Origin of the sequence: Bradyrhizobium sp. 138 (assembly GCF_023074075.1) — a bacterium.
Classification (GTDB): Bacteria; Pseudomonadota; Alphaproteobacteria; order Rhizobiales; family Xanthobacteraceae; genus Bradyrhizobium.
In genome coordinates this window covers 204,879-218,487 of the sequence record NZ_JADPKT010000063.1, presented here as the reverse complement: position 1 = coordinate 218,487, position 13,609 = coordinate 204,879, and the positions used below count along the sequence as shown (strand labels likewise).

At 65.1% G+C, this 13,609-nt stretch carries 14 protein-coding genes; 9 read left to right on the top strand and 5 right to left on the bottom strand.

All coding sequences use genetic code 11. The annotated features are described in order from the left end of the window. Nucleotides 1-63: 63 nt before the first annotated feature. The 3 genes from hemW to rph are packed head-to-tail and all read right to left on the bottom strand — an operon-like array spanning nucleotide 64 to nucleotide 2,625. Entirely contained in the window at nucleotides 64-1,248 is a 1,185-nt protein-coding gene (hemW, locus tag IVA79_RS21205; protein WP_247556548.1) for a radical SAM family heme chaperone HemW, read from the bottom strand. Between the two features lie 16 nt (nucleotides 1,249-1,264). Beyond that, the gene (rdgB, locus tag IVA79_RS21200) at nucleotides 1,265-1,900 is read right to left on the bottom strand and encodes an RdgB/HAM1 family non-canonical purine NTP pyrophosphatase (protein WP_247556253.1); all 636 of its coding nucleotides are present in this window, start codon (nucleotides 1,898-1,900) and stop codon (nucleotides 1,265-1,267) included. 11 nt (nucleotides 1,901-1,911) lie between these two features. Continuing rightward, nucleotides 1,912-2,625, bottom strand: coding sequence for a ribonuclease PH (gene rph, locus IVA79_RS21195; RefSeq protein ID WP_247556250.1), 714 nt, complete (start codon nucleotides 2,623-2,625; stop codon nucleotides 1,912-1,914). Nucleotides 2,626-2,795: 170 nt separating this feature from the next. Between rph and hrcA the strand changes: the two genes are divergently transcribed. After that, nucleotides 2,796-3,884 (top strand): heat-inducible transcriptional repressor HrcA, encoded by a 1,089-nt coding sequence (hrcA, locus tag IVA79_RS21190; protein ID WP_247556247.1) that lies wholly within the window; start codon nucleotides 2,796-2,798, stop codon nucleotides 3,882-3,884. A 95-nt stretch (nucleotides 3,885-3,979) separates the two neighbouring features. Then, nucleotides 3,980-4,594: a nucleotide exchange factor GrpE gene (gene grpE, locus IVA79_RS21185; protein WP_247556245.1), complete on the top strand. Its 615-nt coding sequence runs from the start codon at nucleotides 3,980-3,982 to the stop codon at nucleotides 4,592-4,594. 7 nt (nucleotides 4,595-4,601) lie between these two features. On the opposite strand, the gene pncA is transcribed toward grpE, so the two are convergent. Continuing rightward, a complete protein-coding gene (gene pncA / locus IVA79_RS21180; protein WP_247556243.1) occupies nucleotides 4,602-5,324 on the bottom strand; it encodes a bifunctional nicotinamidase/pyrazinamidase in 723 nt (240 codons plus the stop codon). Between the two features lie 267 nt (nucleotides 5,325-5,591). Beyond that, nucleotides 5,592-6,533, bottom strand: a complete 942-nt coding sequence (locus IVA79_RS21175) for a hypothetical protein (protein ID WP_247556241.1) — start codon at nucleotides 6,531-6,533, stop codon at nucleotides 5,592-5,594. A 393-nt stretch (nucleotides 6,534-6,926) separates the two neighbouring features. Between IVA79_RS21175 and dnaK the strand changes: the two genes are divergently transcribed. The 7 genes from dnaK to dapB all read left to right on the top strand — a co-directional run bounded on the left by dnaK (nucleotide 6,927) and on the right by dapB (nucleotide 13,606). Continuing rightward, nucleotides 6,927-8,828, top strand: a complete 1,902-nt coding sequence (gene dnaK / locus IVA79_RS21170) for a molecular chaperone DnaK (protein ID WP_008539807.1) — start codon at nucleotides 6,927-6,929, stop codon at nucleotides 8,826-8,828. A gap of 245 nt (nucleotides 8,829-9,073) precedes the next feature. Next, nucleotides 9,074-10,204, top strand: a complete 1,131-nt coding sequence (gene dnaJ, locus IVA79_RS21165; RefSeq protein ID WP_247556239.1) for a molecular chaperone DnaJ — start codon at nucleotides 9,074-9,076, stop codon at nucleotides 10,202-10,204. An 88-nt stretch (nucleotides 10,205-10,292) separates the two neighbouring features. Then, on the top strand, nucleotides 10,293-10,892 hold the full coding sequence (locus IVA79_RS21160; protein ID WP_247556237.1) for an rRNA adenine N-6-methyltransferase family protein: 600 nt from the start codon (nucleotides 10,293-10,295) through the stop codon (nucleotides 10,890-10,892). A gap of 57 nt (nucleotides 10,893-10,949) precedes the next feature. Beyond that, the gene (locus tag IVA79_RS21155) at nucleotides 10,950-11,528 is read left to right on the top strand and encodes an NAD(P)H-dependent oxidoreductase (protein ID WP_247556235.1); all 579 of its coding nucleotides are present in this window, start codon (nucleotides 10,950-10,952) and stop codon (nucleotides 11,526-11,528) included. A gap of 6 nt (nucleotides 11,529-11,534) precedes the next feature. After that, nucleotides 11,535-12,245, top strand: a complete 711-nt coding sequence (gene pyrF / locus IVA79_RS21150; protein ID WP_247556233.1) for an orotidine-5'-phosphate decarboxylase — start codon at nucleotides 11,535-11,537, stop codon at nucleotides 12,243-12,245. A gap of 23 nt (nucleotides 12,246-12,268) precedes the next feature. Next, the gene (locus tag IVA79_RS21145) at nucleotides 12,269-12,580 is read left to right on the top strand and encodes a DUF1330 domain-containing protein (protein ID WP_247556232.1); all 312 of its coding nucleotides are present in this window, start codon (nucleotides 12,269-12,271) and stop codon (nucleotides 12,578-12,580) included. A gap of 210 nt (nucleotides 12,581-12,790) precedes the next feature. Further along, nucleotides 12,791-13,606 (top strand): 4-hydroxy-tetrahydrodipicolinate reductase, encoded by an 816-nt coding sequence (dapB, locus tag IVA79_RS21140; protein WP_247556230.1) that lies wholly within the window; start codon nucleotides 12,791-12,793, stop codon nucleotides 13,604-13,606. The last annotated feature ends 3 nt before the right edge of the window (nucleotides 13,607-13,609 follow it).

Sequence of the window (13,609 nt, the reverse complement as noted above, 5' to 3'; positions counted from 1 at the left end):
GCTTCCGCCTTCGCTCTTTGAGCTACGGAGGACAAGTCGCTTTGCCCACCCTACGGCATCTCGCTACGCCGCCAAATCCGCGACCACCGCATCGAGCACGGGGAATCCGCTGCTGGTCACGCGCAAGCGGCCCGTCGCATCGACCGTGATCGCGCCTTCCTCGCGCAGCAGAGCGATGCGTTTGGGATCGAGCGTCCGGCCGGAGAGGGCTTTGTATCGTTCGGGGTCGATGCCCTCGGCGAGACGCAATCCCATCAGCAAAAATTCGTCGGCGCGCTCCTCGCTGTTGAGGAGGTCGTCGGTGACGATTCCATGGCCGTTGGTCTCCACCCGCAGCAGCCAGGCCTCGGGACGCTTCTCGGTGGCGGTGGCGTGTCTCACGCCATCGATGTCGAGCCGGCCGTGGGCGCCAGGGCCGATGCCGGCATATTCCTCGCCGCGCCAATAGACCAGATTGTGCCGGCACTCCGCGCCACGCCGCGCGTGGTTGGAGATCTCGTAGGCGGGCAGTCCGAGCTTGTCGCAGGTTTCCTGCGTGACGTCGTAGAGCGCGCGCGCCACCGCCTCGTCCGGGGTCTTCAATTTGCCGGCCTGATGGAGGCCGAAGAACGGCGTGCCTTCCTCGATCGTCAATTGATAGAGCGACAGATGCTCGGCGGCTTCATCGATCGCGAGACGCAGCTCGTCAGCCCACATCGCCGGCGTCTGGTCGGGGCGGGCGTAGATCAGGTCGAACGAGTAGCGGTCGAACGAGCGGCGCGCGATGGCGACGGCATCGAGTGCCTCGCGCGCGCTGTGCATGCGGCCCAGCGCCTTCAGGGAGGCATCGTCGAGCGCCTGCACGCCGAGCGAGACGCGATTGACGCCGGCGGTGCGATAGCCGGCGAAACGCGTGGCCTCGACGCTGGTCGGGTTTGCCTCCAGCGTGACTTCGACGTCACCTGCGACGGTCCAGTGCTTGCCGATCGCATCGAGCACCGCGCCGACGGTTGCAGGCTGCATCAGGGACGGCGTGCCGCCGCCGAGGAAGATCGAGGTGACCTCGCGGCCCGGCGCGCGCTGCGCGGTGGTTGCGATCTCACGTGCGAAGGCGGAGGCGAAGCGCGCCTCGTCGATTGCGGCGTGGCGGACATGGCTGTTGAAGTCGCAATAGGGACATTTCGACAGGCAGAACGGCCAGTGCACGTAAACGCCGAAGGCTTCGGATTCTCGTTTTGACGCGTTTTCCTGGCGCGAACCGGTATCCACTTCGCTCGAAAACGCTCTATCGCGGCTCAAGGCAGATCTCCGCCAGTTTCACGAAGGCGCGGGCGCGGTGCGACAGGCCAAGCCCAAGCGGCGGCAGGCCATGCTTCTCGATGCTCTCCATCTCGCCGAAAGTGCGGTCGTGACCGTCGGGCAGGAACATCGGATCGTAGCCAAAACCGGCGGTGCCGCGCGGCGGCCAGACCAGCGTGCCGTCGACGCGCGCCTCGACTTCTTCGAGATGATCGTCGGGCCAGGCGACGCAGAGCGCGGAGACGAAGTGCGCGGTGCGCTTGTCGGGCGTAGTGGCGCCGCGCTCCTGCAACAGCCGCTCGATCTGCGCCATCGCGGCATTGAAGTCTTTGCTCGGGCCGGCCCAGCGCGCGCTGTAGATGCCGGGCGCGCCGTCGAGCGCGTCGACGACGATGCCGGAATCATCGGCGAAGGAGGGAAGCTTGGTTGCCTGCGCTGCGGCAATCGCCTTGATCGCGGCGTTGCTGCGGAAATCGTTCCCGGTCTCGTCCGGCTCGCCCAGGCCGAGCTCACCGGCCGACACCGCCGCGATGCCGTACGGCGCAAGCAGCTCCCGCATCTCGGCGAGCTTGCCGGGATTGTGGGTCGCGATGACCAGCTTGTCCGTGATTCGGCGGTGCATGGGCCTATTGACTACGCCACAGCCAGTTTCTGCAAGTCCACCAGACGCGCGATGCCCTTCTGGGCCAGGGCGATCAGCTTCAGGAACTCGTCCTGCGTAAAGGGCTGGCGTTCCGCGGTGCCCTGCACCTCGATGATGCGGCCGTCGCCGGTCATGACGAAATTGGCGTCGGTCTCGGCTTCTGAATCCTCGGCATAGTCGAGATCGAGCACCGGCGTGCCATTGTAGATGCCGCAGGAGATCGCAGCGACGTTGTCGCGCATCACATTGGCCTTGATCATGTTGCGCGCCTTCATCCAGTTGATGCAATCGGCGAGCGCGACCCAGGCGCCGGTGATCGAGGCCGTGCGGGTGCCGCCGTCGGCCTGAAGCACGTCGCAATCGACCGTGATCTGGCGCTCACCGAGCGCTTCGAGGTCGACGATGGTGCGAAGCGAGCGGCCGATCAGGCGCTGGATCTCGACGGTGCGGCCGCTCTGCTTGCCGGCGGAGGCCTCGCGGCGGGTGCGTTCGGAGGTTGCGCGCGGCAGCATGCCGTATTCGGCGGTGACCCAGCCGCGGCCCTGGCCCTTGAGCCACGGCGGCAGGCGGTCTTCCAGCGTGGCAGTGACCAGCACATGGGTGTCGCCGAACTTCACGAGGCACGAGCCTTCCGCATATTTGACCACGCCGCGCTCCAGCGTCACGGGGCGCAATTCGTCGGGCGCACGGCGGCTTGGCCGCATGGGAAATCCTCCAAAACTCGCGGGGTGCAGGGCTGTTCGCGGTGCTTGTAGGTGGGGTGAGGGTGGGCGGCAAGGTTTTTTCACCCCCTGATTTCGCGCCTGCAAACGCCGCGCTTGTCAGAAGCCTCCCGGATGGACAAATTATGAGGATCTGAGAGGAGTTACCGTCTGTGGCCCATCACGATCCGATCCAGCTGATCGCGCCGCGCGCAGGCCTTGCCCAGCTCAACGAGCGTTCCCGCGACATCTTTCGTCAAATTGTCGAAAGCTACCTCGCGACCGGCGATCCCGTGGGTTCGCGCAACATCTCGCGCCTGATCGCGATGCCGCTGTCGCCGGCCTCGGTCCGCAACGTCATGGCCGATCTGGAACAGCTCGGCCTGATCTATGCGCCCCACACCTCCGCCGGCCGGCTGCCGACGGAACTGGGCCTACGCTTTTTCGTCGATGCCCTGATGCAGGTCGGCGACCTCACGGAAACCGAGCGTGCGGCGATCCAGAGCCAGCTTGCCACCGTAGGCCAGGCGCAATCGGTCGAGGCGGCGCTGGACCAGGCCTTGATGCGGCTGTCGGGCCTGACCCGCGCCGCCGCGGTGGTGCTGACGCCGAAATCCAATGCGCGGCTGAAGCACATCGAATTCGTGCGCCTGGAACCGGAAAAGGCGCTGGTGATCCTGGTCGGCGAGGACGGCCAGGTCGAAAACCGTGTGCTCACGCTGCCGCCCGGAGTTCCCTCCTCGGCGCTCACCGAGGCCGGCAATTTCCTCAATGCGCGGATCCGCGGCCGCACCCTGGCCGAGGCGCGGCTCGAGCTCGAGACCGCACTCGGGCAAGCCCGCGCCGAACTCGATCAGCTGACGCAGAAGGTGATCTCGGCCGGAATCGCAAGCTGGTCCGGTGGCGAGAACGAGGACCGGCAGCTCATCGTGCGCGGCCACGCCAATCTGCTGGAGGATCTGCACGCGCTCGAAGATTTGGAACGGGTGCGCCTTTTGTTCGACGATCTCGAGACCAAGCGCGGCGTCATCGATCTCCTGGGCCGAGCCGAGACCGCGGAAGGCGTGCGCATCTTCATCGGCAGCGAGAACAAGCTATTTTCCTTGTCGGGCTCCTCCACCATCATCTCGCCCTATCGGGATGCCGCCGGCCACATCGTCGGCGTCCTCGGCGTGATCGGGCCGACGCGGCTGAATTATGCCCGCGTGATCCCGACGGTGGACTACGCCGCCCGGATCGTCAGCCGCCTTTTGGGAGGCTGACCGGCGTTTCCGCCGATCACGGGCGCTTGATTTTCGCACGCTTAGGCACGATATCCGGGCCAACAATCCCTGAAACGAGTTCGAGATTAGAGCCGATGACCGATCGAGACCGGCAACCCGAAGACACGACCGCGCCGACGCCCGAGCCCGTGGTGTCAAAGCCCTACATCATGCCCGACGATCCCGAGCCCGGCTCGGTCGAAACCTTGGAGAAGGAAGCCACCGAGGCGCGCGACCGCATGCTGCGGACGCTGGCCGAGATGGAGAATCTGCGCAAGCGCACCGCCAAGGAAGTCGCCGACGCCCGCCTCTATGGCATTACCGGCTTTGCCCGTGACGTGCTCGACATTGCCGACAATCTCCAACGCGCGCTCGATGCCGTTCCCGCCGAGGCCCGCGCCACGGCCGATCCCGGCCTGGTCTCGCTGATCGAGGGCGTCGAGCTCACCGAGCGGTCGCTGCTCAACGCGCTGGAAAAGCATGGCGTGAAGAAGCTCGATCCGCAGGGCCAGAAGTTCGACCCGAACTTCCATCAGGCGATGTACGAAGTGCCCGATCCGTCGGTGCCCTCAGGCACCGTGGTCCAGATCATGCAGGCCGGCTACACCATCGGCGAGCGCGTGCTGCGCCCGGCTTTGGTCGGCGTCGCCAAGGGCGGCGCAAAGCCCGTGCCCGCCGCCAACAACAACGAGCCGGACAGCGCGGCCTAAGCCGCGTTTACGCGCTCACCGCGATATCCGCAGACTGAATCCGCTTCACGCCGGCCTTGGCCATATCGGCCCAGGCCTTTGCCAGCGAGCCCTGCGTGTCGATGCCGCGGCAGGCGTCTTCCACCACATAGACCTCGAAGCCTGCCTTGCGCGCGTCGAGCGCGGTCCAGGCGACGCAGAAATCTGTCGCGAGGCCAGCAACGAAGACGCGCTTGATCTTGCGCCCCTTGAGGTATCCGGCAAGGCCCGTCGAGGTCTTGCCGTCGGCTTCGAGAAAGGCCGAATAGCTGTCGACGTCCTTGTGAAAGCCCTTGCGGATGATGAGCTCGGCATGCGGGATCGCCAGGTCCTTCGACAGCGCCGCGCCGTCGGTGCCTTGCACGCAATGGTCCGGCCACAGCACCTGCTTGCCGTAGGGGAGATCGACGGTCTCGAACGGCTTCTTGCCGGAGTGCACCGACGCGAACGAGATGTGGCCCGGCGTATGCCAGTCCTGCGTCATCACCACGTTCGCAAACGCTTTCGAGATCTTGTTGATGACCGGCACCACCTGCTCGCCTTCCTTCACGGCGAGGCTGCCGCCGGGCAGGAAGCAGTTCTGCACGTCGATCACGAGCAGCGCGGAGGTCTCGTCCGGCTTGATCGATGCTGCTGCAAACAGCGCGGTTGGCGTGAGGGCCACAAGAGCGCTTGTCCCAAGCGCCGCGAGGATTTGTCGTCGATCAAGCATCGTTCGCCTCCCTCCAGGATGATCCAATAAGGGGAAGCCTAGTTCCGTTCGTATACGAACAGAAGCCCGAAAATGCAGCCGGTTCTGGTGAGGGGTTGGGCTCTCAGCCCCAACATGTCCCGGACAAGCGCGCCCTCAAGGCGCGCGCCGATCCGGGACCCATACTCCCAGGGAAATGTTTGGCGAAGATTCTTCGTGGGTACTGCAACCGCGAGATCACGCGGTATGGGTTTCCGGCGTTCGCCGGGACGACACCGCGTATGCCGCCTACCCCTTCGGCTGGATGCCGTCGCGCACGGCGCGGAAGCGGGTGAAGGCGGCTTGCCACTGGTCGCGCGGGGCGCTGGCGATGATGCGCAGCGAGGCGCCGCCGCTCGAGAAGCGGATCCACTGCACCACGGTGACCGGGGTCTTGTCCTTGCCGCTGACGCCGTCGATCCGGGTCTCGAAGCCTTGCTGGCCGTTGATGCGGATCGGCTCGGACATGGTGACGCGCGATTCGCGCACGCCGGGGATCTGCAGCGCGGCCTCCTGGGCGAAGCGGGCGCGGTCGTCGGCGGCTTGCGGGGTGGCGCCGATCAGGCCGAGGATCATGAACGGCTTCGACTCATAGCCTGCACTCTCATTGCCGTCGGCCAGGATGATGCTGCTACCCGGCGCCAGGGTGCGGATGTCCTTGAAGTCGGCAAGATCAGTGATCTTGAACGGCATCAGTGCGATCTGCTCCTCGGCCGAGACCTGCCTGCGCGTGGTGGCGCTGGCAAACATCTGCCGCACCGCCTCGTCGGTGTAGATCTTGGTTGCATTCTCCGGGATCTGCACTGCGACATAGCCGGAGAAGCCGGCGCCCGGCACGATCATCGAATAGCGCTTCACCGGAGTGTCACCGGCCTTGCCGCTTTCGGTGGTGAAATAGGCAAGACCCGCGGGTGTCTCGACCTTGTCCTGCTTGACGCCATTCGCGCCGGCCGGATTGGAATTGAAGGCGCTCACCACCTCGCCATAGGCCGCCGGCGGCAGTTCGGTGATCAGCACCTTGACGCTGCCGTCCTCGCTCTCGAAGCCCGGAAAGGTTTTTGCGGTGTTGAGGCCGACCAGCGGCACCATGCCGAGGCGCAAGCCGGGCGGAAACACGGCGTCGGCAGCGAGGGCCGGAAGCGCGGAGCTAACGAGAAGGGCGAGCGCGGCGAGGGAACGGGTCAGCTTCATGGGCACTCTGATTGGTTCACATTGAGGCCGTTCGATGGTCGGCCACCGGGCCGCTTTGTCGCGCGGAGCAGCCGTGACGGCGGCCCGGCCGGTCCGCCTTTTACCGGGTTTGGGCTTGCGGCAACAGGGCGAGCTGGCTTGCGGTAGCGGGGGCTTGCCGAGGCCTGAACCTGTTAATAATTCCTCACCCGCAAGGCGGTGAAGCCCGGATATGATCCTCCAAAACCCAATGTTTTCGCGGCAGAAACCTGGCTTCGGTCCTTGCGGGCCCCTCCCCCCCTCCTATATGAGCCTCAATCATCGCAATATCGCGGATGTTTGATCTTAGGGGGTTTCGGTTTGGGTGCCTCTTGGGCCCAGCCAACCTGCCGCAAAAAGAAGGATATCAGGACCATGGGAAAGGTCATTGGGATCGACCTCGGCACCACGAATTCGTGCGTCGCCGTGATGGATGGCAAGAACGCCAAAGTCATCGAGAATTCCGAAGGCATGCGCACGACGCCTTCGATCGTCGCCGTCACGGACGACGGTGAGCGCCTCGTCGGCCAGCCCGCCAAGCGCCAGGCCGTCACCAATCCCGAGCGCACCTTCTTCGCAGTGAAGCGCCTCATCGGCCGCCGCTACGACGACCCGATGGTCGAGAAGGACAAGAAGCTCGTTCCCTACAAGATCGTGAAGGCTTCCAACGGCGATGCCTGGGTCGAGGCCGACGGCCAGACCTATTCGCCCTCGCAGGTCTCGGCGTTCATCTTGCAGAAGATGAAGGAGACCGCGGAAGCCCATCTCGGCCAGAAGGTCGACCAGGCCGTCATCACCGTTCCCGCCTACTTCAACGACGCCCAGCGCCAGGCGACCAAGGACGCCGGCAAGATCGCGGGCCTCGAAGTGCTGCGCATCATCAACGAGCCGACCGCGGCCGCGCTGGCCTACGGCCTCGACAAGACCAAGGCCGGCACCATCGCGGTGTACGATCTCGGCGGCGGCACCTTCGATATCTCCATTCTCGAAATCGGCGACGGCGTGTTCGAGGTGAAGTCGACCAACGGCGACACCTTCCTCGGCGGCGAAGATTTCGACATGCGCCTGGTCGGCTATCTCGCCGACGAATTCCAGAAGGAGCAGGGCATCAACCTGCGCAACGATAAGCTCGCGTTGCAGCGCCTGAAGGAAGCCGCTGAAAAGGCCAAGATCGAACTCTCGTCGACGACGCAGACCGAGATCAACCTGCCCTTCATCACCGCGGACCAGACCGGCCCGAAGCATCTGACGATGAAGCTCACCCGCGCCAAGTTCGAGGCGCTGGTCGACGACCTCGTTCAGAAGACCGTCGAGCCCTGCCGCAAGGCGCTGAAGGATGCCGGCGTCACCGCCGGAGAGATCGGCGAAGTGGTTCTGGTCGGCGGCATGTCGCGCATGCCGAAGGTCCAGGAAGTCGTCAAGCAGCTGTTCGGCAAGGAGCCGCACAAGGGCGTCAACCCGGATGAAGTCGTGGCGATCGGCGCCGCCATCCAGGCCGGCGTGCTCCAGGGCGACGTCAAGGACGTGCTGCTGCTCGACGTGACCCCGTTGTCGCTGGGCATCGAGACGCTGGGCGGCGTGTTCACCCGCATCATCGACCGCAACACCACGATCCCGACCAAGAAGAGCCAGGTGTTCTCGACGGCTGAAGACAATCAGAATGCCGTCACCATCCGCGTCTTCCAGGGCGAGCGTGAAATGGCGGCCGACAACAAGATGCTCGGCCAGTTCGACCTGATGGGCATTCCGCCGGCCCCGCGCGGCATGCCGCAGATCGAGGTGACCTTCGACATCGACGCCAACGGCATCGTCAACGTCTCGGCCAAGGACAAGGCCACCGGCAAGGAGCAGCAGATCCGCATCCAGGCCTCCGGCGGTCTGTCGGAAGCCGACATCGAGAAGATGGTCAAGGACGCCGAGGCCAATGCCGAGGCGGACAAGAAGCGCCGCGAGGCCGTCACCGCCAAGAACGAGGCGGATGGCCTAGTGCATTCGACCGAGAAGGCTTTGGCCGAGCACGGCTCGAAGGTCGCCGAGAGCGAGCGCCGCGCCATCGAGGATGCCGTCAGCGACCTCAAGGAAGCGCTGAAGGGCGACGATGCCGAGGCGATCAAGGCCAAGACCCAGACGCTGGCCCAGGCTTCGATGAAGCTCGGCGAAGCCATGTACAAGCAGCAGGCCGAGGCCGACGCCAAGAAGGACGCGGCCAAGGACGACGTCGTCGACGCGGAATTCACCGAGGTCGACGACGACAAGAACAACAAGAAGTCCGCTTAAACCCTAAGAGGGTGACGATGCGGACGGCTTGGACCCCACACGCGCTACCGGCCTCCTCCCTTACGGGGGAGGCCGTCGCGTCGGGCTCGACGGGACGGGTGCCCGTTACGATCAATCAATTCCCAGCCATTATGCTGAACGCTGCCATGCAGCCCTCTGCCGCCAGGCGGAAGGCCGCCTATATCGTCGCGTGGCGACGTTGTTTCGCTCCGACTTGAATCGCGATTGGATAGACCGAGTCCGACATGTCCACGTCCACCAAGCGCTGCTACTACGAGACCCTCGAGGTCGAACGCGACGCCGACGAAGGCAAGCTGAAGTCGTCGTTCCGCAAGCTCGCGATGAAATTCCATCCCGACCGCAATCCGGGGGATGAGACCAGCGAAGTCAAATTCAAGGAACTCAACGAGGCCTACGAGGTCCTCAAGGACAAGGACAAGCGCGCCGCCTATGACCGTTACGGCCATGCCGCTTTCGAGCAGGGCGGCGGTGGTGGTGCCGGCTTCGGCGCGGGCTTCGCCTCCTCCTTCTCCGACATTTTCGAAGATTTGTTCGGCATGGCCGGGCAACGCGGCCGCGGCGGTCGCGAGCGCGGCGCCGACCTGCGCTACAACATGGAAATCACGCTCGAGGAAGCCTTTGGCGGCAAGACCGCGCAGATCGAGATTCCGGTCTCGGTCACCTGCGAGGCCTGCTCGGGCATCGGCGCCAAGGCCGGAACCAAGCCGAAGACCTGCTCGACCTGCGGCGGCGCCGGCCGCGTGCGGCAGTCGCAGGGCTTCTTCACGCTGGAGCGAACCTGTCCGGGCTGCCAAGGCCGCGGCCAGATGATCGAGGATGCCTGCCCGTCCTGCTCGGGCCAGGGCCGCGTCATCCGCGAGCGGAATCTGTCGGTCAACATTCCCCCGGGTGTCGAGGACGGCACACGGATCAGGCTCGCCGGCGAGGGTGAGGCGGGGGTCCGCGGCGGTCCGCCCGGCGACCTCTACATCTTCCTGTCGCTGGCCCAGCACCAGTTCTTCCAGCGCGACGGCGCCGATCTGCATTGCCGTGTGCCGATCTCGATGGTGACGGCCGCCCTCGGCGGCGAATTCGAGGTGCCGACCATCGAGAAGAGTAAGGCCAAGGTGAAGGTGCCGGCCGGGACTCAGTCCAACCGCCGATTCCGCATTGCATCAAAAGGCATGCCGGTGCTGCGGTCGCGCCAGATGGGCGACATGTATGTTCAGGTCGTGGTCGAGACGCCGCAGAACCTCACCAAGAAGCAGCAGGAACTGCTGGCCGAGTTCGAAAAGCTGTCAAGCGGCAACACCCAGCCGGAATCCGAGGGCTTCTTCGCCAAGGTCAAGGATTTCTTCGGTAATCGGGCGAGTTGACTCGGCTTGACCGTATCGCCTTCGGCCTATACGTCTTTATGACCATTTTCTGACACGCCGCGGTCCTGCGGTCCCGTCCGGTCCAGACATGCCATTGCCATCGTCCGCGCGTGCGTTGAAGAAGCCTCGTCTCGACGACGAGGTGCGCTTTCTCAGATCATGGATCGAAAAGCCCCTGCACATGGGCGCCGTGATGCCGTCGGGCAAGCTGCTGGCCCGGACCATGGCCCATTACGTCGATATCGATTCGGACGCGCCTGTGGTCGAGCTCGGGCCCGGGACCGGTGCCATCACATCGGCCCTGGTCGAGCGCGGTGTCGATCAGAAGCGTCTCGTCCTCGTCGAATACAATCCCGGATTCTGCGCGCTGCTGCGCGACCGCTATCCGCAGGCCAAGGTGGTGCAGGGCGATGCCTATCGCCTGCGTGACACGCTCTGGAACGTGCTGAGCGCGCCGGCCTCCGCGGTCGTCTCCGGCCTGCCGCTCGTGACCAAACCGATGCTGACGCGGCTGCGGCTGATCCGCGACGCCTTCACGGCGCTCGCGCCCGGGGCGCCCTTCATCCAGTTCACCTATGCTGTGGTGCCGCCGATCCCGAAATCGCTGCCCGGCGTGTCCACAGAGGCTTCGGAACGGATCTGGATGAACCTTCCGCCGGCCCGCGTCTGGGTGTATCGCAAGGACTAATTCCGCCGGCTTGCTTCGATGCGCGGCGGGCTCGTTTCGCCGAACGTATGGAAGCGGATGTCCGCACCCAAAATCCTGGTCATTCCCGGCTCGCTGCGCACCGGTTCGCACAATGCGAAGCTGGCGGCGGTCATAGCCTATGAATTCGCCCGGGCCGGCGTCGACGTCACCCGGATTTCGCTCGCCGATTTTCCGCTGCCGATCTACGACGGCGATCTCCAGGCCAAATCCGGCATCCCGAAGCACGCCATCAATCTCAAGCGCATGATCGGGGCGCATCATGGCGTGCTGATCGTCTCACCCGAATACAACGCCTCGGTGCCGCCGCTGCTCAAGAACGCGATCGACTGGGTCAGCCGCGTGCACGAGCTGCATGAGGCGCGCGGCGACGTCTTCCGCAACCGCGCCTTCGCGCTCGCCGGCGCTTCGCAGAGCCGGCTGGGAGCTGCCCGCGCGCTGCAGGCGTTGCGGCTGATCCTGACCTCCTGCCACGCCAATGTGATTGCCAGCCAGCTCACGCTCGCCTTCGCCGACCAAGCCTATGACGATATGGACAGGCTCAAGAACGAGGGCGACATCGCCGCGTTGAAGGAGCTGGTCGCGCAATTGATCGACATTTCCCAACGCATGATGTGAGGTGACATGACGCCAGCCGAGATCGCTCCCAAGGACCGCCTGATCGTCGCTCTCGATCTGCCCAGCGTCGATGTCGCGGAGGCGACGATCAACCGTCTCGGCGACAGCGTCACCTTCTACAAGATCGGTTACCGGCTCGCTTATGCCGGCGGATTGCCGCTGGTCGGCAAGCTCGCCGACAAGGGCAAGAAAGTCTTTCTCGATCTCAAGCTGCATGACATCGGCAACACCGTGACGCAAGGCGTCGAGAGCATCACCAGGCTTGGCGCCACCTTCCTCACCGTGCACGCCTACCCACAGACCATGAAGGGTGCGGTCGAAGGCCGCGGCAATTCGAGCCTGAGGATTCTCGCGGTCACGGTGCTGACCTCCTATAACGACGACGATCTGCATGCGGCCGGCTATCGGCTCGGCGTCTCCGAGCTGGTCGAGGCGCGCGCGCAGCAGGCGCAGGTGCTTGGCATCGATGGCCTCGTGTCCTCACCCGAGGAGGTCGGCGCCTTGCGCAAGATCGTCGGCCACCAGATGAGCCTCGTCACACCGGGCATCCGGCCGGCGGGCGCGGCGAGCGGCGATCAGAAGCGCATCATGACGCCGGGCCGCGCGATCAGCGCGGGCGCCGACTATCTCGTCGTCGGTCGGCCGGTGGTGGAAGCAGCGGACCCAAAGGCGGTTGCTGAAGCTATCCAGGCCGAGATCGCCGAGGCGCTCGGCTAACCAACAACACAGGGAGAAGAACAATGGCAAAAGGTTACTGGATCGGGCGTGTCGACGTGAGCAGTGACGAGGGCTACAAGCCCTATGCCGTCGCCAACGGTCCGATTTTCAAGAAATGGGGCGGCCGCTTCATCGTTCGGGCCGGCAAGTTCACCACCGTCGAAGGCGCCAGCCGCACCCGCAACGTCGTCATCGAATTCCCGGACTACGAAACCGCGTTGGCCTGCTACAACTCACCGGAATACCAGGCCAACATCAAGGTGCGCCTACCGCACTCGGTCGCCGACCTCATCATCATCGAGGGCTATGACGGCCCGCAGCCGCAGGACGGCTGAGGCGCGACCTCAGCCTGCATGGTTCGAGACGCCAGCATGCGCGGGCTCCTCACCATGAGGGTCTGACATCTCGCCGCGAAACGTGGCCTCGTCCTGAGGGCCCGCCGTAGGCGGGCGTCTCGAAGAATGGCTGCAGGCGAGCCTGCCCGATCTCTCTCGGTTGCCGGAACTGCGTCCCCCCGCTACAACGGCTCCGAAGAGGATCACACCATGTCCGACATGCGCTTGATTGTTGCTGGGGCCGGCGGCCGGATGGGCCGGGCGCTGACGCGGGCGATTGCCGAGAGCAAAGGCGCGGTGCTGGCGGGCGCGCTGGAGGCACCGGGCTCGGAGTTGCTCGGCAAGGATGCCGGCGTGCTCGCAGGTCTGCCCGCCAACGGCATCACGCTCTCCGCCGATCTGTGGGCGATGTCGAAGGATGCCGACGGCATCCTCGATTTCACCGTGCCGGCGGCGACCATCGCCAATGTCGCGATCGCCGCCCAACGTGGCCTCGTCCACGTCGTCGGCACGACCGGCTTGTCGGGCTCCGACAACGCCGTGATCAAGAGCGTCACCAACCGAGCGGTCGTGGTGCAATCAGGCAATATGAGCCTGGGCGTCAATCTGCTCGCCGCCGTGGTCAAGCGCGTCGCCAAGGCGCTCGACGAGAGCTTCGACATCGAGATCGTCGAAACCCATCACCGCATGAAAATCGACGCGCCCTCGGGCACGGCGTTGATGCTGGGCCAGGCGGCAGCAAGCGGCCGCGGCATCGCGCTCGACGAGCATGCAGCGCGCGGCCGTGACGGCATCACCGGCGCGCGCCGGCCCGGCGACATCGGTTTTGCGTCGCTGCGCGGCGGCACCGCGGCCGGCGATCACAGCGTGAGCTTCCTCGGTCCGTTCGAGCGCCTGACTCTGTCGCATCACGCCGAGGACCGCATGCTGTTCGCCCATGGTGCGCTGAAGGCGGCGCTGTGGGCGCATGGCAAGCCGCCGGGGCTCTATTCGATGGCCGACGTGCTCGGCCTATCCGACATCTGAACA